Source organism: Enterococcus wangshanyuanii, from assembly GCF_002197645.1.
Classification (GTDB): Bacteria; Bacillota; Bacilli; order Lactobacillales; family Enterococcaceae; genus Enterococcus_L; species Enterococcus_L wangshanyuanii.
In genome coordinates this window covers 2,473,153-2,497,545 of the sequence record NZ_CP021874.1, presented here as the reverse complement: position 1 = coordinate 2,497,545, position 24,393 = coordinate 2,473,153, and the positions used below count along the sequence as shown (strand labels likewise).

22 protein-coding genes are annotated in these 24,393 nt (G+C 36.6%); 4 read left to right on the top strand and 18 right to left on the bottom strand.

The genetic code is table 11. The features are described from left to right. The first annotated feature begins 3 nt into the window (after positions 1 to 3). Entirely contained in the window at positions 4 to 1,053 is a 1,050-nt protein-coding gene (locus CC204_RS12330) for a bifunctional transcriptional activator/DNA repair enzyme AdaA (protein WP_088270439.1), read from the top strand. A gap of 49 nt (positions 1,054 to 1,102) precedes the next feature. Here CC204_RS12330 and CC204_RS12325 read toward each other — a convergent pair whose 3' ends face one another. Next, positions 1,103 to 2,722 carry a TPM domain-containing protein gene (locus CC204_RS12325; RefSeq protein WP_088270438.1) on the bottom strand — a complete coding sequence of 540 codons (1,620 nt, stop codon included), beginning with the start codon at positions 2,720 to 2,722 and terminating at the stop codon, positions 1,103 to 1,105. A 268-nt stretch (positions 2,723 to 2,990) separates the two neighbouring features. On the opposite strand from CC204_RS12325, the gene CC204_RS12320 reads away from it, so the two are divergent. Both CC204_RS12320 and hcp read left to right on the top strand, forming a co-directional pair. Further along, the gene (locus CC204_RS12320; protein WP_157894281.1) at positions 2,991 to 3,575 is read left to right on the top strand and encodes a Crp/Fnr family transcriptional regulator; all 585 of its coding nucleotides are present in this window, start codon (positions 2,991 to 2,993) and stop codon (positions 3,573 to 3,575) included. 60 nt (positions 3,576 to 3,635) lie between these two features. Beyond that, positions 3,636 to 5,165 carry a hydroxylamine reductase gene (gene hcp / locus CC204_RS12315; protein ID WP_088270436.1) on the top strand — a complete coding sequence of 510 codons (1,530 nt, stop codon included), beginning with the start codon at positions 3,636 to 3,638 and terminating at the stop codon, positions 5,163 to 5,165. A 300-nt stretch (positions 5,166 to 5,465) separates the two neighbouring features. On the opposite strand, the gene CC204_RS12310 is transcribed toward hcp, so the two are convergent. From CC204_RS12310 to CC204_RS12280, 7 genes are all read right to left on the bottom strand, one after another. Then, on the bottom strand, positions 5,466 to 5,777 hold the full coding sequence (locus CC204_RS12310) for a hypothetical protein (RefSeq protein WP_088270435.1): 312 nt from the start codon (positions 5,775 to 5,777) through the stop codon (positions 5,466 to 5,468). Between the two features lie 93 nt (positions 5,778 to 5,870). Continuing rightward, on the bottom strand, positions 5,871 to 6,326 hold the full coding sequence (locus CC204_RS12305) for an SUKH-3 domain-containing protein (protein ID WP_088270434.1): 456 nt from the start codon (positions 6,324 to 6,326) through the stop codon (positions 5,871 to 5,873). 201 nt (positions 6,327 to 6,527) lie between these two features. Continuing rightward, complete coding sequence (locus CC204_RS12300; protein ID WP_088270433.1) at positions 6,528 to 7,412, bottom strand: DUF7919 family protein; 885 nt, start codon at positions 7,410 to 7,412, stop codon at positions 6,528 to 6,530. A gap of 23 nt (positions 7,413 to 7,435) precedes the next feature. Beyond that, on the bottom strand, positions 7,436 to 8,113 hold the full coding sequence (locus CC204_RS12295; protein ID WP_227011150.1) for an endonuclease V: 678 nt from the start codon (positions 8,111 to 8,113) through the stop codon (positions 7,436 to 7,438). 12 nt (positions 8,114 to 8,125) lie between these two features. Beyond that, complete coding sequence (locus CC204_RS12290; protein WP_227011149.1) at positions 8,126 to 8,578, bottom strand: toxin-antitoxin system YwqK family antitoxin; 453 nt, start codon at positions 8,576 to 8,578, stop codon at positions 8,126 to 8,128. Then, a complete protein-coding gene (locus CC204_RS12285; RefSeq protein ID WP_157894280.1) occupies positions 8,568 to 9,755 on the bottom strand; it encodes a YwqJ-related putative deaminase in 1,188 nt (395 codons plus the stop codon). Before CC204_RS12285 ends, CC204_RS12290 begins: the two co-directional genes overlap by 11 nt. 288 nt (positions 9,756 to 10,043) lie before the next feature. Next, positions 10,044 to 10,343 (bottom strand): hypothetical protein, encoded by a 300-nt coding sequence (locus CC204_RS12280; protein ID WP_088270430.1) that lies wholly within the window; start codon positions 10,341 to 10,343, stop codon positions 10,044 to 10,046. A gap of 321 nt (positions 10,344 to 10,664) precedes the next feature. Here CC204_RS12280 and CC204_RS12275 point away from each other — a divergent pair, with 321 nt between their 5' ends. Continuing rightward, positions 10,665 to 10,874 carry a helix-turn-helix domain-containing protein gene (locus CC204_RS12275; protein ID WP_088270429.1) on the top strand — a complete coding sequence of 70 codons (210 nt, stop codon included), beginning with the start codon at positions 10,665 to 10,667 and terminating at the stop codon, positions 10,872 to 10,874. 108 nt (positions 10,875 to 10,982) lie between these two features. On the opposite strand, the gene CC204_RS12270 is transcribed toward CC204_RS12275, so the two are convergent. The 10 genes from CC204_RS12270 to essB form a co-directional block, all read right to left on the bottom strand. After that, positions 10,983 to 11,447 carry a hypothetical protein gene (locus CC204_RS12270; RefSeq protein ID WP_088270428.1) on the bottom strand — a complete coding sequence of 155 codons (465 nt, stop codon included), beginning with the start codon at positions 11,445 to 11,447 and terminating at the stop codon, positions 10,983 to 10,985. A 20-nt stretch (positions 11,448 to 11,467) separates the two neighbouring features. Beyond that, positions 11,468 to 11,641 carry a hypothetical protein gene (locus CC204_RS21185; RefSeq protein ID WP_157894279.1) on the bottom strand — a complete coding sequence of 58 codons (174 nt, stop codon included), beginning with the start codon at positions 11,639 to 11,641 and terminating at the stop codon, positions 11,468 to 11,470. 117 nt (positions 11,642 to 11,758) lie between these two features. Then, entirely contained in the window at positions 11,759 to 12,343 is a 585-nt protein-coding gene (locus CC204_RS12265; RefSeq protein ID WP_157894278.1) for a hypothetical protein, read from the bottom strand. A 228-nt stretch (positions 12,344 to 12,571) separates the two neighbouring features. Further along, a complete protein-coding gene (locus tag CC204_RS12260) occupies positions 12,572 to 16,834 on the bottom strand; it encodes an RHS repeat-associated core domain-containing protein (protein WP_227011148.1) in 4,263 nt (1,420 codons plus the stop codon). Continuing rightward, the gene (locus CC204_RS21520) at positions 16,803 to 17,546 is read right to left on the bottom strand and encodes a DUF6531 domain-containing protein (protein ID WP_227011147.1); all 744 of its coding nucleotides are present in this window, start codon (positions 17,544 to 17,546) and stop codon (positions 16,803 to 16,805) included. Before CC204_RS21520 ends, CC204_RS12260 begins: the two co-directional genes overlap by 32 nt. A 24-nt stretch (positions 17,547 to 17,570) precedes the next feature. Next, positions 17,571 to 17,870 (bottom strand): DUF5344 family protein, encoded by a 300-nt coding sequence (locus tag CC204_RS12255; protein WP_088270426.1) that lies wholly within the window; start codon positions 17,868 to 17,870, stop codon positions 17,571 to 17,573. Between the two features lie 20 nt (positions 17,871 to 17,890). Continuing rightward, positions 17,891 to 18,175: a hypothetical protein gene (locus CC204_RS12250; RefSeq protein WP_088270425.1), complete on the bottom strand. Its 285-nt coding sequence runs from the start codon at positions 18,173 to 18,175 to the stop codon at positions 17,891 to 17,893. A 15-nt stretch (positions 18,176 to 18,190) separates the two neighbouring features. Next, positions 18,191 to 18,631, bottom strand: a complete 441-nt coding sequence (locus CC204_RS12245) for a hypothetical protein (RefSeq protein ID WP_088270424.1) — start codon at positions 18,629 to 18,631, stop codon at positions 18,191 to 18,193. Between the two features lie 16 nt (positions 18,632 to 18,647). Continuing rightward, complete coding sequence (gene essC / locus CC204_RS12240) at positions 18,648 to 23,168, bottom strand: type VII secretion protein EssC (protein ID WP_088270423.1); 4,521 nt, start codon at positions 23,166 to 23,168, stop codon at positions 18,648 to 18,650. After that, a complete protein-coding gene (gene essB, locus CC204_RS12235) occupies positions 23,169 to 24,392 on the bottom strand; it encodes a type VII secretion protein EssB (protein ID WP_157894277.1) in 1,224 nt (407 codons plus the stop codon). Between the last annotated feature and the right edge of the window lies 1 nt (position 24,393).

Below are 24,393 nucleotides of genomic sequence, written 5' to 3'. Positions count from 1 at the left end.
AAAATGATCAGCGAAAAAGAACAAAAACGCTACTATAAAGCCTTATTAGCAAAGGACTCTACATATGATGGGATTTTCTTTGTCGGGATCAAAACGACGGGTATTTTTTGCCATGCGACCTGTCCAGCCAGAAAACCGAAATATGAAAACTGTACCTTCTATGAAACGGCAGAAGAAGCTTTGCTTTCGGGATTTCGTCCGTGCAAACGTTGTAAACCACTGTCCTTTCCAAGAGAGATCCCGCCGTTAGTGCAGAAAATGATCGAGCTGGTCGAGGAAAATCCAGAAAAACGCTGGAAAGATCAAGACTTTGCTGATTTGGGGATTCACTCAATGACGGCTAGAAGGCAATTTAAAAAGGTTTACGGTATGACGTTTGTTCAATATGCACGTTCAAGAAGGATGGGGATCGCATTGAAATCGATCAAAGAAGGGGAAAAAACAATCGATACACAACTAGATATGGGGTATGATTCGCCGAGTGGCTTTTATGATGCATTTTCAAAAATCATGGGCAGCAATCCCAAAAAATCAAAAGAAATCAAAAGCTTATCTGCAGATTGGATCGATACGATTTTAGGACCAATGATGAGCATAGCAGATGATGACTATTTATATTTATTGGAATTTGTTGACCGTCGCGGTTTAGAAAGAGAAATCGAGCGGCTACGGAATCGAATGAATGCATCGATCGTTCCTGGAAAAACGAGAATCAATGAGCAGATCAAAGAAGAATTAGCGCTCTATTTCGATAAGCAGCTGGATGAATTTAAGACGCCGTATTTATGCATAGGTTCTGATTTTCAAAAGAGTGTTTGGCAAGCTTTGACCGCAATAGAGCGTGGTAAAACGTCATCGTATAAAGAGCTGGCTAACGCCATCGGCAATCCAAACGGTATGCGTGCGGTAGGAAATGCGAATGGTGCGAATCAACTGGCGATCATCATTCCTTGCCATCGAGTGATCCAGACAGATGGCAGCTTAGGCGGCTATGGCGGCGGGATCGAACGAAAAAAATGGCTGTTGAAGCATGAAAAAGAATATAGTGACTAAAAAAAGAGTATTGCTCACTGAAAAAAAGTGAAGCAGTACTCTTTTTTTATTACCAACCGCCGGAAAATCCTCCTCCACCTGATGAACCACCGCCACCAGAAGAGCCTGAACCGCCACTGCTACTGCCGGATGAGCCTCCAGAACTGCTGCTTTGATAGCTGGAAATAGTAAAGCCTTGTAGTGCACGATAATTTGAAAAGCCTAGTCCTGGTGTTTTACCTAAGAATAAACAAGCATCTAAATCCTTTATGGCTTTAGGGTAGTAGCTCGATTCGATTTTTTTGAAATCACGCGCACCTTTTTTAAAAGCTGAAGGCAATTCCTTCTCAAATCCATCCACATTTTTCATGAAATTCTCTGCGCTAGTATCTTGATCCTTCAATAAGTGATAAGAAATCAATAAAATCAGTAACCGTTCTTTTTGCTTCGTATAGCCGTTCTTTGATATATGCTGTTGTACATACGTTTGAACGATCGCTTTTGTTTCCTTAAAAGCAATGCGTGCTTGAACGATTTTGTGTAACGTAGTCAAGTAGTCTTCATTTGATTGTTTTAATTGCTCAAGTAATGCTGTCTGAGCTTGCGGCAGCTTTTGAGGATCGGTAAGAAAATCACCTAAATTTTGATAAAACGCATCATAATAAGGCTCACTGATCGTTAAACAGCACTCATAATAGGTCAGCTGATTCGCTGTCGTTAAGTGATGCGTTTTATAGTTGCCGATTTCTATTGCATAGTCGATAACGGTACTTTTAAAATAGATTCGTGCTAAATAACGCAGCAGTGGTTTATATTTTCCGAAATAGGCAAATAACAGAGCGTTAAAAGAAGCTTCGTCTTTCATTAAAGCCAGCACTGATTTTTCAAGTAATGATGCTTTGCCGATATGGTGCACTTTTGTATGACGGATCGGATCAAACAGCCTTTTTTTGATTAGGCGCGTATATAAAGCACTTCGTAAAAAAGCAAAGCCAATGATGCTTCCAATGGCGAGCACCACTAAAAAGACGAAATGATCCATAATAAAACCGAGAACGATCTCGAAATAATAAACAAAATTCTTTTTCGGCGCTGTAGCTTGATAGGTATAAGAATCATCATTTTCAGTCTGACCAAGTTCTGCAACTTCCTTTTTAGATGCATCATAATTGCCATAGCGACTATTGATCGTACCGATGATGTTCGTGCTGATAACACTTAGCCCTTGATTATAGTCTTCCTCGCGAAATAATTGCTCCACACTGGCAGGGACGATCGCACGCTTCATACTATCCGTAATGACATCTTCTACGCCATAACCGACCTCCAAGCGGTATTTCCGATCCTGTACAGCGATCACAAATAAAAAGCCATTATCCAGCTCCTTATCACCGATACCTAATTTTTGAAACGTTTTATTCGCATAAGATTCGATCGTTTCATTTCGCGGCAGCTTTTGAATCGTTTGTAAAACGAATTGCGGACTGCCAGGCAGCTGTTTAAATGTTTCCTCATTCGCTCGGATGATCTGTTCTTTGGTTTGCTGACTCAATAGGTTTGCCTGATCATCCACAAAAAAGCTTTCGGCAGAAGAAACAGCTGGCTGCCAAAAGAAGAAAAGAGCAAGACCTGTGAAAATCAGGAGCCTTTTTAAGGCAACGTTTGATCTGATTATGTGTGTGTTGTTCATAGGATTTCCTCGTGTGTTTGTTTGATTTGTTTTTCTTTCTTAATACATATATTACCATACCATTTTTTTGATTGAGTACAAATCCAAAAAAATTCAGGAAATATGGCGTGTTTATGCCTCTTTATTCATACACTCTATTGATTATTTTCGTTTAATATCAATGTGACTATTTTGACATAAAATTATTTCATATCATAACTATTAACAGACAATTTTAATCATTTTTCATAAAAATTTGTGCTACTATTATGGAAAAGGAAGTGATTATTTGATCTGTGCATTAGATAATTTAAGCCCAAAAGAATTAAAACTGATAAAAGAGCATGCAGTAGAACGTATTTTTAGTGAAAATGAAACAATTTTTGACATTGGTGACAAACCAGAATGTTTGTATCTTTTATTAAAAGGGGAGGTGTATATCTGCGATACTTCGGTAGAAGGCCACCGTACAATTGTCACGATCATTTCAGAAATCAATGATTGTTTTGGAGAAGTCTATTTATATAATGAGATGCCATATACATATTACGCAGTCGCTGCGAAAGAAGCAAAAATCATGTGTATCTCCAAACAATATCTGATACAGTTTCCACAATTTTCATATAACATGAATAAAATATTAGCGAGCAAAGCATTTAAACTTTCACAAAAGCTACAACTATTGTTGAAAGATAACTTACAGGATAAAATTTTAGAATATCTGGAGAAGCATCAAAGTGTCGAATTAAAACGTTATGAGTTAGCTGACTATTTAGGTGTCAGTCGACCTGCATTGTCAAAGGCAATCTATCAAATGGTAGACAAAGAGCTGATTGAAATTGGGGAACACGGAAAATTAATCTTAAAACGGTAATCTAGATTACCGTTTTTTGTTGTTTTAAAGCCTATTATAAATCTAAAAAGGAGTGTGCATATGGAGAACATGTTCTGTTTTCAATGTCAGGAAACGTTCAATAACACAGGATGCATCAAACAAGGAGTATGTGGAAAGAGCCCAGAAGTGTCCAATTTACAAGACGGGCTGGTAAGAGCAAGCCAATACGCATCTGACGACCCAACGCATGCAATGCAAATACAAGTGACGGAAAATTTATTTATGACCATCACGAATGCTAACTTTTCAAAACAAGATATCGAAAAAGCTATTTCAAAAACCTATACTGGAAAACCAGTCGCTACCTTAGTGCAAGAAGGAAGTTTTCAATATTCAGAAAATGAAGATCTACGTTCGTTAAGAGCTCTTGTCCTATTTGGACTGAAGGGAATGAGTGCTTACTTGCATCATGCATACGTATTAGGCTTTGAAGATCAGGCGATTTTTGATTTTCTAACGAATACGTTATATGAAATACTAGAACAAAAAACGATGGAAGAATATTTAGCACTCATCGATCAAGTAGGCGAATTTGGTGTCAAAGCGATGGCGCTATTAGATCATGCTAATACAAAAACATATGGTCACCCTCACGTAACAGAAGTAGAGCTGGGCGTAGGCGATCGTCCTGGTATTTTAGTCTCTGGTCATGATCTACATGATTTAGAAGAACTGCTGGATCAAAGTGAAGGGAAAGGCATCGATATCTATACACATAGTGAGATGCTGCCTGCTCATTATTACCCTAAATTTCAAGCATACGAGCATTTTAAAGGAAACTATGGAGGTGCTTGGTGGAAGCAAAGAGAAGAATTTGACAGCTTCAATGGTCCGATTTTAATGACGACAAATTGCATTGTACCTGTTAAAGCTGCGTATAAAAATCGTATTTATACAACCGGAGTCGTTGGCTATGATGGTGTACAGCACATTGATTCTGTAGAAGGAAAAAAGGATTTTTCGGCTATGATCGACCAAGCATTGACCTGTGCAAAGCCTGTTGAAATTGAAACAGGAAGTATTATAGGCGGCTTTGCCCATAACCAAGTATTTGCGTTGAAAGATCAAATTGTTGCTGCTGTAAGAGCAGGTAAAATTAAAAAATTTGTTGTCATGGCAGGGTGTGATGGCCGTCAAAAGACGCGTTCATACTACACAGAATTTGCAGAAGAGTTACCAAAAGATACGGTCATTTTGACAGCTGGTTGTGCAAAATATCGCTACATCAAATTAGGATTAGGAGATATCGATGGTATCCCTAGGGTATTAGATGCAGGACAATGTAATGATGCCTATTCTTTAGCACTGATTGCATTAAAATTACAGGAAGTGTTTGAATTAGCAAATATCAACGATTTGCCTATTGTATATAATATTGCTTGGTATGAACAAAAAGCGGTGATTGTTCTGCTAGCTCTTCTACATCTGGGGATTAAAAATATCCACTTAGGTCCTACCTTGCCAGGATATATGACAGAAACAGTTATTGATTACTTAGTGGAGACTTTTGATCTGGCGCCTATGACGAATGTGAGTGATGATTTAGAAATATTTGGTTTAGAAGCTTGATACAGGATAGAAAAATTTAAAAAGAAAAAAAGAAGAGAAAATTTCTTTGATAGAAAGAGCGGTTTGTTGAAATTAAAAGTGGTGTACGAATCAGATTTTACTGCGATTCGTGCACCATTTAGTTGCTTGAATTGATTTATTGGACAACGTTCTATTGATAATAATTGACCTGCCTCTCTTGGTAATAGAGTTTTAGTTGTTTTTATATTTTTTGGACTCTTTAAAAAGATACTTAATTTTTAGAGTAGGTTGTTTTGATTATATTTAAGTAGTTCAATATGTGATTCTTTATTATCGCTATCAAAGTTGAAGCTGGTGTTCTATTAATTTGCTGTACATATCATTAAAGTTTAATAATCGTATCCCTAGCTCGTCAGAATAATCCCATGACTCTACAATAAGATGAGGATAAGAAATGATAATTCTTTTTTGCGGTTGATTTTTGATATTACTAAGTATCAAAAAAATTTCTGAATGGAGTGTTTCTAGTAGCTTTTTTTGGATATTATCAGAATTACTAATCCTTAGTTCTAACTCTCTTATTAATTCTTCACCTTCTTTTTTTACGATCATTTGATCCTGCTTAAATTTTTCAGATTTGGTATTTTTCATTGTTTTAATCTCCTACTTTATCATTGTACTAATTTGTAAGGATTACAGGGGAGTTCTGTTGGCTAAAAATTGATTGACTTTCAATAAAGTTACCTATTTCATTTTTTCTAACGTCATTTGAATCCCGTTCATTACATTAAATAGAAATTCTTCCAATGAATTTCCAAAGTTGATCAAGTATTCCTCATTACATCCATAAATTACATCATGATCATTAAGAAATACAACCATTTCTTCTTCAGGAATTTCCCCAAGAGTTAAAAATTTACTGTTGGTATAGTTTTCATATTCGTCTACCATATCTTTATCTATGTTTATTGCTGTTTGTACTGGATCAACAGTAAAAGTTTCGGTATATCCTTTTGCTCTTGGCGAATCAAAAGTGATGGTGAATCCTAAATATTTATTCAGAAAATTTTTTTGTTCAAGGTTATAATCATATCCTTTTTCTGATAATATACTAAGTACATTTTCAACGTCGGAAGTATTGATAACCTTTTTTCCTTGTGTAATTAGTTCTGTAATTCTTTTCCTACTGTAAGTTTCCATAAAAAAGGCTCCTTTTATCTTGGTTTAGGAATGTAACATTTTCATCTTATGTTTTCTACTAGCGATTCTTTTATGGATGCCCTAAATAGATACAGATACTCATATTAAAACCGTTACTTATTTTATTTCAAAGATAAGTAACGGTTTTAAAAACAATTAAATTAATTATGTTTATATTAATTAATAAACCTTATTAGAATACTACAGTAATGCTAATAGCTCTGGAGGGTATTCTTTTGCATAATCATAAATTGTAAAATTTGATACAAATTCATTGTTATAGATTACATCTTTTTGAATATCAGAGTTAAGTAATAATTTGACAAGTTCGACATCTTTGGTATCCATGGCCTTTATAAGAGGGTTTTTCTTGAGTTCTCTATAGTTGATGTATATCCCTTTATCTAATAATTTTTTAACAGTATCAATTTGTCTATAATTAATGGCCGTAATTAATTCTGCACCACTAAATTTGTCTAAATATTTAGTTGATGACTCCAATAAGTAATTGATAACTTCAACATTTTTTGCCTTAATAGAGGTATTTAATAGAGATCCATCAGCCGTTATTATTCCTTTTAGTCGTTGTTTCTTTTCTAAAATACTGACGGTATCCCTGCTGTTTCCATAAATTTTTTCTTTAATATACTTGGAGTTTTCAATATATTCATCATCTTGTCCCCAAAGGTTTGATTCATTGTATCTTTTTAAATAGTCTTGATATATCTCTGTAGTTGGCTTAGGACCATTTAAAACTGCTTCTACGAAATCTAAAGGAGGTTGATAACCATTCTCCTTAATATAGTGAATTATTAGGTCTGGTGCAGCATACTTTTTCCCATCGTCACCTAGGACTCTGATTTCAGAGAAACCTAATTTATAAGAAGTATTTTTAATTGCTAAATCAACAATCATATTTGATCTTATCATATTAAAAGGGTACTTTACATATTCTAATAAATTGTTGATGAGTTGATCATTATATTCTTTTTTTTCTATTTCAAATTTACTATCTAACCAGCCTATATTTTGAGCATTTTCAAAATGCTGTTCAGAGTAGTACGATTTATCTTCATAATAAGTCAATTAGTAGTCTCCTTAAAAAGAACTTATTGATTGCTAGTCAGCTTTTCTCTTATTGCATGGGTTTCTAAATCTGCAAATCTAGTTGTTATGGGTAGCCGACTGTTTTTATTCACGAAATGAAGTGTAATATCCTTAGCTGTTTCTAAATCAATCCAATTACCACAAGAAACAAAGATAGGTTTTACATCTTTTCTTGTTCTAAGAACAAGGCCGTATATCTCATCTTCAGTCTGTATAAATTCAAAGGCTCCAAATTCATTTTTGGGTTCTTTTAATTCAACATTATCAATTTTTAAATATGATTTTGCAACACCAATTGTTGGTTTATCCAAATAAAATGATGCATGAGTGGCAATTCCCATATGTCTAGCATGTAAATAGCCGTTTCCATCAAACATGTACAAATCTGGTTCAATTGATAATTTTTCTGCTGCTTTTAGGATTAGTGGTAGTTCACGAAAAGCTAAAAAACCAGAAATGTAAGGAACTGTAATTTCTCCATAATAGTTTACTTTCTCAACTATGGCATGAGTGATATAATCAATGATCACAATGCAGCACACACCGTATTCTTTTCCATCTTTACTCCAGTAAGCTAAATCTACACCAGCCACAAGCTTAAGGTCATTAGGCTGAAAATGATTATTTAAATCAATTTGCGATAGCCATTTTTCTTGCTCTTTTTTAAATTGTTTTTGCATGTCTATCATCTTCTAACCAAATTTTTTAGCCATCATTTTATCAAAGTCAGTAGGTTCTTTCTTTTCTTCTATAATATTTCCATTCTCGTCATATGTGACAAAAGTCATAAGAAAACCGCCTATTCTCTCTTCAATTGTTTTAATTGCACCACTCTCGTAATATTCAATTCTTTTTCCTTCAGGAACATTGTCGACCATATTGCTAACAGATTCAACATTTCCATTAGGATAAAATCTGACTATTGTTCCTTGCTTAATTCCATCTTTAACAAACATATACATTTCGACATTACCGTTATCAAACAATGCATAAGCTAATCCAGTAAAAACTATTTCATTGTTATTTTTATCAAATTCAACAATCTCCAAACCGTATTTTCCACCATCAGCTAAGTACTCAAAATCAGTTCCGTGTTCTAAGAGGTACTCTTTTGATAAAATTTTATTTATTTGTTCATCTTCCAACTTTTGACACCTCCGATATTATATCAAACCCATCTAGCATGTAAGCGCAATGAGGGCATCTAGAAAACATCATTCCAGCTGGCTTTGCTTTATTTTGACCAGTTCTAACTACATTAATTACGATATCTTTAATATTGGCATTGGGGTTTGCTAATAAAGCTTCGTTAGCAGCATATATTTCTGCATGAGAGCCAAACCCCTTTGTGAACTCATAAGAATCTTTTATATGGTCTGGAGCTTCTGCAAAAAGTTTTTCTAGTTGTGGAGCCCATTTATTAGGGGGAAGACCATCATAATTATTTGTCGCAAAGTTATATTTTCCAGTACTTTTGTCAAATGCGCCAGCAAAAGCAGGTCCTAATTTGTTTTTACTAGTAGTTTTTCTGACGTTTTCTAATTCTTTCATCGTTTCGCCACGTAAATTCATTCTTTGGTTTAACTCTGTTTTGGACATTTTACCATATTTTCCATGTAAATAATCTAGTCTATCTGCATATTTCCCTCTATCAGCAACTTGTGCAGCTTGAAGAGCTTTAGCTTGGCTAGTGATACTCTTATAATTACTTCTACCACTATTCTGGATCATCTTCACGACATGCTCCATCTTCGTGGATGAAGCACCTTTGACCATGTTAATGTTTTTACTGAAAGAGGTTAATCCTTTCACACCGCCAAATACTCCTAAAGCGCCTGTCCCAAATCTGAACCAACGTTCACCAGTACCTAATTCGCGTCCACTTAACAAATCTTTTCCAACTGCGGCATTAAGCATCTCATAGCCACCTAAGGCAACGCCAAGAGCCATACCAGCAGGCGGACAAAAAATTCCAACCACAACGGTCGTTGCCAAAGCGGCCATATTGAACCAAAATTCTTTTTTCTTCTGTCCATCGGATATTGATTCATACTCAAATGCCCCAGAGTAAAGAGCAGCTTTTTGGTAGTCCGCGTAAGATAGGTCTTTTGCACCCGGATTGTTTTTTAAATAGTTTTCCCACTCATCAACCATTGCTTTACCAACGGGATTATCGCCATTTAAAATGTCTTCAAGGTTTATTTTATCCTTTTTGACTTCGTACGTCATGTTAGTGCCCATTGCGTAGGCAGTTCTGGTTTCTTTGATTCCTAATGTATTAGAGACAGAGTACTTTGTGATGTCTAAATCTCTTACAGCCACCACATAGGCATCCATTTTTTCATAAAAGGGATCATCGATTTCACTCGCTAAGATGTTATTTACTTTGCCTGTGAAGTCTTTTAAGACTTTTAGTTTTTCACCAATTTCCTGATATTGACTGCTACGATCAGTGTGACTAAAACTGATAATACCATCTTTATCATAAGTTGAGATTCTTTTGTCTTGCAGTCTAAGTATAATATAAAAAGTGAATAATTTTTTAGAATTAAGGGAATAAGTAAAAAAGTACTATTTAATAGTACTTTTTTACTCTGTAAATCGTTACGTTTAAATTTTTTCTTTCTGCCTTAATTCATTAATTTGTTTCTGTATCTTTGGTAGTGTTTGTGAGAAGTCGTTATGAAACGAAGAGAAGATTTGTGAACAAGCATAATAATCACTTGCGATCTTTTTCTTATTGACTGGTCGTTGTTTGTCGCTAAAAAAGTCATTTAGTAGATTGAGTGCATTTTGCCAAGAGGTGAGTTGATCTAAAAGATCGTGTAGTGAGTAAATATCTTGATGGCTGATACTCTTGATTGGTTGGTTTCTTTCATTTTTAAGATTTAATGATTGTGTTTTATTCATGGTAATTCTCCTTCAAATTTTTTTGGAGAATTTCTTAAATGTATGATATACTCAACTTGTCTGGGGTAGAGTTTTTATTTAAGAAATTCATTTCTTATTGATTAAAGCTCTGCTTCTTTTGGTTTGATTTCAGACCTCCTTTTATTCGTGAAAAAGAATTTAATATTCGCTTTAATGAATATATAGTATCGTAAATAGAATGTTTAGTCAATGGTTTTATTCTGATTTAGGAATTATTTGTTCATATAAATGAATATTTTATATTGACTGTAGAATATCAACAATCTATACTAAAATCATAATTAATAGGAGGTTAGGCCAATGCCAATTATATATAATCGTTTATGGAAATTATTGATCGATAAGGGAATGACTAAGACACAATTAAGAAAAGAGATAGGAATAGGGACAGCGACTTTGGCAAAACTTTCAGCAAATGAAAAAGTGTCGATGGATGTTATTGAGAGGATTTGTGTGGCTCTTGATTGTCAGCCAGGGGATATTATGGAGTTTGTTTCGGGAGAAAAATAGTTTACTCACAATAAAAATAGTAAGAACCCAAAAGCTACGAATACAGCTTTTGGGTTCTTACTATTTCTAATTCTTAGTGTTTTACAAAAGGGCTTCATTTTTTAATCATTAGCTGTGCTCCAATAAGGTGCCTCTTTTCAAATGTGGTAAATATATTATTTTTAACTTATCTCCTTTTTCTATAGAGTATTTAGAGTAGAATCTTAATCTTATTTCTTGTCCTGATTTAGATTGTACAGTCACAATTTTAGGAAATGCTCTATTACTTTGTGCAGCAGAATTTGTTGCTATACCATCAATTACTTGATAGTTATTGTTGATGACATTAGGGAGATCCATTACTCCAGGAAATACATACCCTATAAACATTGTTAACATAACAATTATAAATAAACCTTTAAAAACAATGTCAAATTTCTTTTCATTTTTTTTCATGAATTCTTGTTTAGAAGGAGCAGCATTTTCAGATTTTATAAAATTTTCATTTCTTATAATTTTCATACCACCAAAGATACTAACTCCTATGCTTAGTAAAACCAGAACATAAATTATTGTAAGATATGATTTATTCATAACAATTCTCCTTAGTTAATTTAAACAACACAATCTATTTCATCAATATTTATATCATTGTCTTCTGGATTGTCCAAAAACATCTCTTTGAATTTATCATAGCCCATATTTGCTAATTCGGAAAGTAAAAATGCTAATCCGAATTCTTCAATAAGTGATACAGATAGACCTTTAGCTATAACTTTGGTACTCATCTTGCCTGCTGTTCCATTTGCCAGTTTAGTCAGAAAAGTAATCGGAGCTTAGGATGTATGTCCCAAACTCTGATATAGTTTATAGAGTCAATTTTATTTTGACACCAAAATTTTTTGTTATTCACTTATTTTACTTTTAGCATCCTTTACATAGAAAATATCGTTTTGTGCATTGATGATTTTGGTAAAATAGTTATCGGCAATCTCAAAGTGTTTTTGATTCCATTCATTAACACCTAACAGATAGCTTTTTTCTAGCAAAGCAAGCTCATTAGTAGCAGTTAAATTTTCAACAGCTTCCTGTTTATCCTGTTTGTCTAAAATAATGTCATTGAACAAAGATAGTTTATTTACTAAAAATTGCCCGTCTAGTTGCTCACTTTTTTTTAACTTTCCAGATTGTAAAATGTTTTCCATTTCACCCAAACAATATTTAAATGATTCTCTTTCTTGAGTAAAAATGTAGCAAAGACTTTGCCAATAATACGCGAATAGTTTTTGTTTATCTGTTTTATATTTAGGTAGTATAAATTTAAACATTTTTATTGACTGGCTAAATTCACCTAAATAGTAACAAGCAACTGCTTCCTCTTGCACATAGAGAATGTTGTTTTTCTTTTTACCACTTAATAAGTGTTGGAATTCTTTATATGATTTTGGATCGCATTGTACTAATAAGATGTCATAAACTTTTTTGTCCATTCTATTTTTTAAAAAATAGAGAATTAGGACAATTATAAATAGACTGAAAAAAATCAAATTATAGGAGTTTCCTGTTTCATTATACTTATATAATAATACTGGTATAGGTAATAAAGCACAAATAAAAAATATTTGTATTAACTTTAAAAATAGGCTATATTTATCAACTAATTTTTTTATAAGTATTCCCACTTTCTATTAAAATAAAATTTATTTGTATATTTTTTTCTAACTTATACAATCACTCGCGTCTGCAGAATTAGCATTACCAAAAATTAGAAATAATAGTGCTGCTGTACCTAAGGCTCCGGCAGTTCCAGCACCAGCAGCACCTATAGCAGCTAATATGGCTGGTGAAAATACGAAACCTGCAGCTATTAGAGCAACGGCCCAAGTAGGTAATTTAGCACCAATTTTTGTAGTAGTTGTAACACCGTTTTCGTCAGTGTTTGAACCGAAACCAAATACTTTCGTGTCTCCAAACAATCCAATGTCAGCTCCTACTCCGAGTTTACTATTTTCATTGTGAACACCAACATTAGCATTAACACCAACAATATCTTTATTCCCTAAAGTGATACTTGCATCAGCATTAATACCATGAGAAAATGCTTCAATTGAAGCAGAAGCATCTACAGATAAACCATCTCCCCAGCTAAGACCTAAACTAGTTCCATCAAAACCAAATTTTCCCCAAGGGGTTTCGATAGAAGGTAAATTGATTGATATTCCATCAAATTTACCATTGGTACTGTTAGCAACAAATATTTCTCCCCCAGTTTTTTCACTTTTAGAACTAGATGTTTCAGAATAAACAATACCACCATCAATCTTTGGTGCTGAAATCTCAATAGTATTATTTGTACCAAATACATTGTCTCCTAGCCAATCAACCGTGTTATCAAGCCATTTTGGCCATCTACCATCTTTATCAGTAAAAGAAATAGGGTTTGCTAAACAATAAGAATAAGGATTCATTGATTTTGGCACAGTAGTTAATCCTTTTACTGGATCTTCACTCAAAAATCTCCCTTGATTCTGGTCGTAGTATCTCGCTTGAGCATAATTCAAACCACTGACATCATCATACTGATACCCAGTAAAACCAAAAGGTTGCTGAGTTGGTACATTGAACAACGATTGTCCAAATTCATCATAGCCATACTCATCGATTGTTTGTCCTGTGCTCGTCAATTGACGCAAGGGACTGCCTAGATCATCCAATAAGAAATATTCTTCATTATCTTTTGCCAACAATTCATTATCCCATAAATAATGCTCGATGTCTTCATTCACTTTACGTTCTAATAAGTTATTGTAAGGTTTTGTTAAATCTAAGACGTACTGAATCTGTTTTAGTGGTTCATTGGTTTTTTCAATGGTTTGACCTACGCGATTTCTCAATCCGTTGTATTGATAGGTCGCTTTCTCTCCTGAAGCGGTCATGACTTGGGTCATCATGTTTGTCGCATCAAACGTAAAGGATTTCGCTACTTGATTATTGACAAGCTCTTCGATTAGGTTACCCCGCTGGTCATAGTTGAACTGTTTGGTTTCTTGCGATGTTGCTTGTTTGACCAGTTGATTTAAGGCGTTGTACTGATAGCTTGTTGAACCGGTGAGGTCTTGTTTGCTGGTTCGGTTACCGAATGCATCATAGGTGTATTGACGTAAAAGCTCTTGGTCTTTTGTGACCTGTGTCAACCGCTGCAACGCATCGTATTGGTATTCGTAACGACCACTATCATCAGAGATTCCTTGGCGCTGTTTTTCGATGACTTGTTTATTGCCTGCTTGATCGTATTGGTACTGATACTGTTCAAGAATGTCTTGGTCTTTTTGATGGATCAAGGCACGTAATTGATGGGCAGGTGTATAGTCATAATGAGTGGTCACTTGATTTGGTAACGTTTTTTCGATCAATCGACCTTGGTTATCATAATGGTAACGATAAACTTGATCGCCTGTGTGTAATTCAGTTAATTTGTTGGATGGATCATAGACATACTGGACTTCTTTTCCATCTGGATAGACCAATTGTGTCCGGTTGTTTTGTCCATCCCAACCATAGATTGTCCGTTGATGATCTGGTGTTTGGACTTCTGTGACACGTCCTAAGGCATCTAGTTTCATCTGTGTGGTGCCTAACCAGTCTTTAACAGCTTCTAATTTACGTAACGCATTATACTGCATGGTCACTTCTTTTCCATCGGAATAGTGTAATTTTTGAACTTGTCCAACGGTGTTGTAGTCGAAGATTGTTTGGTAGCCGTCTTTGTCTGTCTTTTTGATGAGCTGATTATTTTCATCATAGGCATAGGTTTCTTGATTTCCTAGTGCATCGGTGACGGTTGTCACATTGCCGAGAATATCGTATTGATACTGTGTTGATCGATTGTGCTCGGAGACTTTTTCTAGTTCGGGATCGATCAGTCCATATTGTTCGATGGTTGTTAGATTTCCTACACGATCATAATCATAGCGAGTTTCATTGCCTAAGGCATCTTTGACAAGAGTTAGATTGCCTGTCGGTGAGTACTCATACTCAGTGATCACTCCTGTTTCATCTTGGTAAAGAACGATCCGATCCGCGGCATCGTAAGCAAATTTTCGTGTATGACCTAAAGGATTTGTAATAGCTGCGACACGATCTAATGCATCATAGGTGTAGGTGATCTTACTTTCTTCCCCCGTCCATTTCTCGCTAACATTATCATTGAGGTCATAGACATAACGCTCTGTTTCCCCAGCGGGGTAAGTGACTTGCTTCAAGTTTCCACCTGGATAATAGTCATAAACAGTCACACCGCCATTGGCATCTGTCACAGTTTCGACTTGTCCAAGTGCTGTGTAAGAAAATGTGATCTCATGATCTAATGCATCAGTTTGACGCACGAGTTGTCCGGCTAAATCATACTCAAAGGTGGTCGTGTGGTTTAAGGCGTCGGTAATCGTTGCGATTTTGCCTAATTTATTATAGGTGTAACGAGTTGTTGCCCCGTCTGCTTCGACCATTTTGATTCGCCGATTCAAGGCATCATAGGTAAATTTGGTTTCTTCTCCTTTAGGAGAACGAATACTTGTCACATTTTGATTTTCATCATAGTCGTAGTGAACGGCGTGTCCTTTGGCATTTGTGACTTGACTGAGCTGATTGTACTGGTTATACAGATAAGCTGTTTCAGCGCCATTTGGTTCTGTCACTTTAGAGATATTCCACATCAAGTCATATTCGAGCATTGTGATATGTCCCGCTTGGTTTGTGATAGAAGCAACTTTGCCCAGCTGGTTGTATTCTTGTGTGACGATGGTGCCGTCAAAATCTTTTACAGCGGTCACTTTATTGATTTCGTTGTACGTATATTCCCGCGTATGCCCTTCGGCATTTGTGACTTTCGTTAAATTTCCTTCTGAATCATAGTCAAAGGTTGTGACTGCTCCGGCAGGATTCGTAGTTTTAATCACTTGGTTTTGAGCATCATAGACATAGTGTGCAATTCCTTGATTTGGGTATTGAATCGTTGTGAGATTGCCTCGTTCATCATAACCAAAAATCATTTGACTGCCGTCAGGTTGAGTTACACTGACTGGACGGTTTTGATCATCATACTTCATTTCAGTTGAATTATTTAATGGCGTTTCGACTTTGATTAAGTTGCCGTTTTCATAGGAAAACTTGTATTCTCCGCCATTTGGCTGTTTCATGTAAATCGGATGATTCTGTGCATCGTATTTCATCGTGGTGACTTCTCCTAACGGGTTGGTCACATTGATGAGATTGCCGCATTCGTCATAGTTATATTGTGTTTTATTCCCTTTTCTATCAGTGACAGAAGTGGGTTTATTTTGTTCATTGTAGGTGGTGATTTCTTCTCCATTTGGATAAACCACTTTGGTATTGCGATAGTGTTTGTCCCGATAATAAGTGACTTGAAGCCCATTTTGCTCTGTGACATCGATGGTTTTCGCATCATCGTCATACTCATATGTCATTACACCGCCATCAGGGAAGGTTTGTTTCGTGATTCTTGAGAGATAATCGTATTCATTTTTAACCAAATCGATCTTTCTTGGATTTGTTGTGGTTGTTAGTTTGCCATTTTCATAGCTGTAACGAACAATGGCTTTATTTGGCAATGTTACTTCAGTCAAACATTCTTCCTTATAGGAGAACGTCACTTTACGTTTGGCGTGATCTTTGATACTTGTTAAAAGACCCATGTCATCATAACGAAAACGAATCGATCCGCTGGGACTTTCGGCTTTCTTTAAACGCTGATCTGAGTTATAGGAAAGCTGAATGGTTTGTCCATTTTCTGATCGTTTAGTTAGTAATTGTCCATGAATATTGAAATGATATTGAGTTTGATTTTCTGTCGTTAACTGATAACCAGTGTCGTCTTTCAGCACACGATGCCCAGGAAAAAGGGAAGAGCGGTAGTGATTGTCTTCTAATGGTTCATAAAAAACAACATGTCCATCTTCCATCATGATTTTTTAGTTCTTCTTCCTCTTCAGTTACACGAACTTCGAAAGGATGAACCCAGTTTTTCCCTAAGGCTCCTTGATACTCATCCATCGCATTATAGGTACGAGTGAAGCTTAGAGGAACTTCTCCGTGAATCATGAGGTCTTCTTTATCAGCACTAAAGTTTCCAGTTGTTAAGTTAACAGGATCTTTACTGTAACGGGCACTAGCAACAGCTAGGCCTTTAGACATTTCAGAAACCTTTTTCAAGGTTTTGTCTACAGCAGACATACGCATGCCATTTTTTAAGCGCATTTTAGACAAGGATTTTTTAAAAGCATCCACACTTTGGCTAGTGAATCCACCTTGTATAAAGGACTGGTATTCTTTAAATAAACTGGCTAACTCGTTGGCAGCTGTTGTTAAGTCAGAAGCATTGCTTGCGGCAGCTTTGTCCAGAGCAGGCAAATCATTTTGAAGTTTGTCTATATCACGTGTTAATTTTTGAAGCAATTCTTGGAACTTATCTTTTTCAAGTTTAAATCCGCTAGTAGCACCAGATAATCGTCCGCTCTTAGCTTCAGAAGGGACTTGAGCTTCCAGTGAACGCACACTAGAGACCTTAGATTCCATTTCTTGGCTGAACTGTTCAGCCGCTTTAAAGAGGTTTTCATATTGTGTTTTCAATTCGACAAGTGCCGATAAGAGAAAGACACGATCTTTTCCTACACCCATTTTTTTCCTCCTAGTATCTATTTATTAAGAAATAGCTTTATCCATACTATTCGCAATGTTGCGGTCTTGTTCTTCATAAGTATCTACAGCACTTAGTAACGCTTGACACATTTCTCTAAAAAAACCTTCAGAAGCTGTGATAATTTGTTCTTCTGCTTTAAATTGTTGTCTGATCTCTGTGACAAATGCCCCTTCTGACTCATTAAGTAATGAAGATAACTGAGACATTTGACTTTTAGCAGAGTTTAGACAAGAATGAATCTGATTTTCAATATTACTAATTTCACTGCGGGCTTGCCCGTAATTAACATTTATTTTTCCCATTGTTTAAACTACCTCCTTCATTAACAACTAGTATCTACATTTACAATGACTGTTTCAAAATCTTTGATAACATTCTCTGTTTGATTGAATAATTCTGTTAATCTAGAAATGACATCAGAATTGACTCCATCCATTAAACCTTGGATTTTGGGTGTCAACTTTTCAGTATTCAGTGAATCTGATCCTAGCTGATTAGTTAATTCAATTATTTTTTTGTAAGCATTAATGATTTCTTGATGGCTTTGTTTTAGTTGCGAGGTTGTTTGTTCGAATTCATGGTTAATTACAGCTATTTTTCCACTCATGCTATCACTCCTTTATTAAATACTTGCTATTTGTGCCATGATATTAGATAAAATATCTTGTTGTGTATCTTGATAAGTCGTTAGCTCTCTGATTTGATCATCGATACCTTCAGCAACTTTTTGAGTTTTTTTAATATTTTTATCCAATGCTTTAATTCCTTTTGGTAACTGTGAAGCTTGTTTCTCAGCGATTACGCCTTCAAAGACTTTAGAAACTCTTACTTGAGAAACGATTTGGCTAGACAGAGCAGAATTTTTCTTCTGCTCCATCTGAGAAATAGCTTGGTCGAACTCACTTTGTTTAGATCGGAAACTGGATATAAGAGTATTCGCTTTAGAAATTTTTCCTCTAACTTTGTCTGCTTTTATTTGAAGTTCTTGTCGTCTTCTATTCTTTTCTGCTTGTTCAGCTGCTTTTCGCGCTTGTTCACGTGCTTTTTCTTTACTATCGTCCATGCTTTATCCTCCTTTTTTATAATGACAAGGATACTTTGATTTTTTCAGCATAATCATTTTCAATAAAGTAACCCTCTGTATCATCTGGTGTTGGATCTCTGTAACCGATGTTCGATGCTTTCAATTGTCCTTGGTCTCCAACTTTTCCGAGAACAAGACCTTTGTCCACTTTCTTAAGTAACTTACTTACTTCATCGTAGCCGCTCACAGCATTGAATAATGAACCATAAAGTAGATATATTCCCATTTGAGCGCCTGTTTGTAATATTTTAGCGAATAATTTTTCTACCTCAGGATTCATATCTGTTAGGAAGTAAGAGATATTCGGAATCACGATGACCAATGGTTTAATAGTAGCTAAATATTCTTTGATATTTCTTACTTCACCATCTTCTTTCATATCATCAAAATCATCTTCTCTATCTTCAATCAACTCGATGATTTCTTGACAGATAGGTAAGAAATCATCTTTGTTAGAACTATAACGTTTAGCGCTAGTTCCATGATCTAAGAAGTTTTCCTCTTGGTCATCTAAAATGACGTATTCATATTTTCCAGTCATTGTTAAGAATTGTTGAATGCTACTCAAACTACCTATAATGCGTTCGTATTTAGGAGCAAAGACTGCTAATTGTGGATAGGCATCTAATGATTTTGCTACTGGATCAACTGTTTCATAATTTAATCCCATAGGTAGTAAGCCCTCTTGTACTAGCTGTTGAGCTTGTTTCATTTGTCTAAACTCTTCAAAATACAAGACTTCCGGTACCATCGGAATCGGTTCTGGTCTTGCCCCAGTCCAATGTTGATCCATCTGCGCCACTTCTTCTTGGATCGCTTCAATTATTTGAAGTGTATCTTCTCCTTCAGCTGGAAGGGCAGTTTGGAACAATTCCGGTTCTTCCAACTTGATCAACCCACGTCCAGGCAAGTCATCGATCGTTAACGTCGTCCGTCCAACGATGGCTCTAGGCTCTGAATCATCGATCATCTTCAACACGATTTGTGTCTTGATATTACTTGATAGAGTCATCCGCATTGAGTTTTGGCGACCTGCAGATAATAGCAGGTGAATCCCAATTCCAGCACCCTCACGAGCAACCTGAGTAATGACTTTTTCAAGAATTTCTTCAAACTTCGCACCTTTCATGCCTTCAAATCCATCTAGAAGAATCAAAATGATCGGTTCTTCCTTGCCACTTGCACGTTCATACATTTCCAAACTAGCGACGGAATATTCACTTAACAATTTCTTCCGACGTTTCAATTCATCATTGATCCGACGAGCAAATTTCTCGATTTTCTCTTCTTCATCAATACTCATCGTATCGGCTACATGTGGCAGTTTCTTCAATGGAAGTAATCCGTTTGTTCCGAAATCAAGCAAGTAAACATTCAATCTTTCCGGACTATGCACACGCGCCAAGTCCATGACCACCGTCTGCATAAACGTACTTTTTCCATACCCAGGACTACTAAACACTGTCATATGACCTTCTTGGGTCATATTCAAGCGTAAGGTTTCCTGCGCCTGCATACTCGGTACATCGACAACGCCTAAAACTGGTTCAAGCGGCTGTTTCTCTGTCTGCCATTCTTCTTTAAAGTCCACAGGGTGAAGGGCAGTCGCAATGATCCGCTCTTCCAACGGCGGTAACCAAGGACGAGGAAGAGGGGTGATATTTTCACGTTCCGCTACTTCATGGATTCCGTCGATGATCGCATCTAATTCGGTCGGGATCTGTTTCACATCATCCGCATTTTCTAAACCACTTAAATCTTCACTTAAAATTTCATACTGACCGAGATCGTTCACAAGGTAAATCGTATGATCTTCGATCTGTTGTTCATCTTTGTCTGGTTGATAATCCGCCCCACTCCATGCACTTTGGAACAATTCATAAATTTCATTGTTTCCGACTTGTAGATACGCACGACCGGCTTGTGTGATCTCTGCGGCATCTGGAGTTTTCAACATTTCCATCGAATCGGCACGATCGGCCACTTTCAAGGCAAGCTTGAATTTCGAGTTACTCCAGATTTGGTCATTGACGACACCACTTGGTTTTTGTGTTGCTAGGATCAAGTGAATCCCTAGAGAACGCCCGATACGAGCAGTGGAGACAAGCTCTTTCATAAACTCTGGCTGTTCTGCTTTTAACTCGGCAAACTCATCCGAAATCAGGAAGAGGTGAGGCATTGGTTCGTCTACATCGCCGTTTTTGTATAATTTTTGGTACTGATTGATATGGTTGACGTTATTTTCAGAGAAAAGGCGCTGGCGGCGTTTTAGCTCGGCATTGATGGAAATCAAGGCACGCATACTTTGAGCGCCGTCCAAGTTGGTGATACTGCCCAGTAAGTGCGGCAGATTCCGGAATAGGTTCGCCATTCCTCCACCTTTGTAGTCGATCAGTAGGAACGCGACGTCATACGGGTGGAAGTTCACCGCTAAACTCAAGATATAACTTTGTACGATCTCTGATTTACCAGAACCAGTGGTACCAGCGACAAGACCATGGGGACCGTGAGCTTTTTCATGTAAGTTCAAATAAACGATATCGTCTTTTCCACGTAAACCAAGTGGCACTGCCAAGGTTTTATGCGGAGAATGTTCTGCCCAACGTTGAGTCACGTTAAATTCATCAAAGGTTTCGATGCCGTACATTTCTAGGAATGTCACAGCTTCTGGGATACTTGATTTTAGATTTTGTAAGTGATTCAACGGCGCTAATAATCTAGGCAATTGTTCCTTATCAAAATCAGTAGGGAAGTGATCTAGCTGGAAGTGTGTATTTTTCAATTGACCTTCTTCCAGTAACAGGACTCCGGTATTACGGTCACGGATATCGATGACCGTTTTGATATTATCGGATAAGCTGCTCATCACATCTTCTACAAAAATCACACTACAGCCGAGTTCGCTTGGATCTTCATTGAAGAATTCCATGATGACATGATCTAAAATCAATTTTTCATCGGTGATCATGACCACATAGTGAGGGGAGAAGATGGTACTGTCCCGGCTATTGCGGTTTTCTTCCATTGAGTTTTTACGGTTTTTCAAGATCTGATTTAAACTGTTCAACACTTGATCCCGACTACGTTGGTTATACACAAATCCGCGGACATTTACGTCCTGCATTTTAGCATGAGGCATCCAACGCATCCATTCCCATTGCGCTTTTTCTGCTTCGGGGAAGATCGAGATAAACTGTAAATCATGATAGCTATGGAACACAGATAATTGGTTGACTAGTAAATGTAATTGCTCTAACACTAAGCTTCTAGGTCCAATATAGCCGACAGGACCATGCGTTAGGTTGGCTAAAACGGGCATATCGGTTAGCTCTAAGCTCTTCGTATATAATTCGTAACCGCTTTTTTCTAGATCATCGGTTTCTTTTCCGCGTTCTTTGTTTGAATACGAAATTTCGCTGGATGATTGAACATTTCCTAAGCCTAAACGGTAGAAAAGAAAATCAAAGTGCAGCGGTGTTTTTTCATAGATTCGTGGGCTGTAGGTTTTTGTCATATCCAATAGTTCAGAAACACTTGGATAATGGTACAGTTGCCCTTGTTTTTGCTCTTGGTTGATCTGGTGCAGCTCAACAGACTTGTCGATCAAATATTTTTTATAGCTGATTTCACGATCGATCAGGCTTTGTTTGTGCTCTTTGCGACTCTTAAAATAGTTGGTGATCGAAAAGATGATCGTAATCAAGGTCGTTGCCGCACTGGCTAAGACGAATAATCCGTTGGGACGGAAGAAAGCCATTGCCACTGTTACGATCAGCATCACAACTGGTGGTAAAATCGTTTTGATCAGTTGATCCTTTGGTGCATCTTTGGGATCACTTGGTGCATTGATCATGATTTTTTCTTCCGGCTCACGATAAATGATCCGCGGAGAACGGTGGAAATCAGGATAGTCCTCGTAAACATCGTAACGTGATGTGTAGATTTCGCATAGATCAGATTTGATGATCGTGCCTTCTGTGGCATGGATCTCATGCGTAAAGAATTTCAGCGTATGATGAAGGAAAGAAATTTCGTCTCCTTTGCTTAGTAAATACTCTGTGCCGATAAATAATCGATTGTTGATCATTAATTCGCCAGATAAAACAGTCAAGAGCCACTGATCCTCTTGCTTTTTCAAGATAGCAGATAAAGGATGCGTCAGATGATCATTCGCTAATTCTAACGTTGCACCTTTATCTGTGCTTAGGATCAGTTCTTTTTTATCCAGTAAGTCAAAAATGTGTAATTTAGTCACTGGTGTCAAAATCACAGTGACTGGCTGTTCATCTGATAACGAGAAGGTCACAGGTGTATTCAACGGCAAAACGTGTTCCTGATCTTGAGTCGTCAACATCCAATTGTCCTGCTTCTCAATCGTTAATGTGTCAGATTCTGCTAGTACGGGTACATGTAAAGCTGCTTGGTTATCCGGACCGATCGTTTGGGCTTTTTCTTCGTCCAAGATCAATTGGTAACGATAGCCGTGAAGGTAGAGGATGGCTTGTATCTTTTGCATCTAGTTGCCCTCCTGCGCCGTTGATCCTTGTGTTTGTTCAGCTTCTGCAGCGTTCACACTTTCATCACGTTTTTCTTTGTATTTTTTGTAATCATCTTCTAGTTTACTTATAGTTTCTTCTTTTTCTGTTCCGGACATTTTCGTGTCTTTTCTCACTTGCTCGATTTTTTGCGTGATACCGTAAAGGATCAAATCAGAATCTTCCAAGTTTTTTGCAACATCTAAGGCTTCGTCAAGGTTTCCGCGGCCGTTTTCGATCCAGTAATCTAAATAGGTTTCATCTGAACGCAAGGTTACATTGTTCAAAATTACTTTTTTCTGTTGTTCTTGTAAAGCTTCTCCTTGTACGAAGCTATAGGCTAATTCATATTTTTGCGTAAAAGGGATGCTGGCTGTTTTCACAGGATCTAATGTTGTGATCACTGCTTCATAGTCATTTTTCAAGAAAGCTGTATCTGTGTTTTGCATCCGATCTAAGAAAGGGAGACGGAAAAACAGCAGATATGCCAAAGGAACTACTAAAACAACAGCTAAAACGGTCATCCAGATCGATAATTGTTTCATGACTTGGAATTTCGCTTTGCTGACTTTTTTAGTTGTTTTCTTGGTACGCTCTACGGTGTGATCGTAGTTCTCCACTAAGTATTGTCTGATTTCTTCGAAGCTTTCTTTTTTGATGATCGTTTGGATAAATTCAGAACCTTTTTTGATTTCTAATTGTCCTTCATAGAGTTTTGAGAAATCCTGATTTTTTTCAAACAGGGCGATGATCAAGCTTTTGTATTGTCTCAATAGTAGAGCATGATCAGTAACTTTCGGCGGCATTTTACCAGCTAAGCCACGGTAAGCGACCTTAGGTAATAAGTTGTAATCAAATAAAATATTCTCTGGGTGGATAAAGAACGTCAGAGGTAAATCTAATAATTGCTCGATCGCTGCCATGTTCGCCATTGCACGCAGTTTTTCTTCTTTGGTTGCGGCTTTTAGCTCAGCGAAGGTCAAATGTTCTTTTGGCAGCTCATAAGTAAAGGTAACAGCATCTTCTTCCCAGTGGATTGCAGTATCCATCAATAAAGGATGTGCGACTTTCAGCAAGGCTAAGTCTTTTTCTTCATTAACTTGGACTTCTGATTTTCTTAAGGTAAGTGTCCAGTTTTCTGCCGTTTTTTTGAATGTGTATGTTTGTTTTTCGATAATTAGTTCTAAGTCTTTCATTGTCTCCATC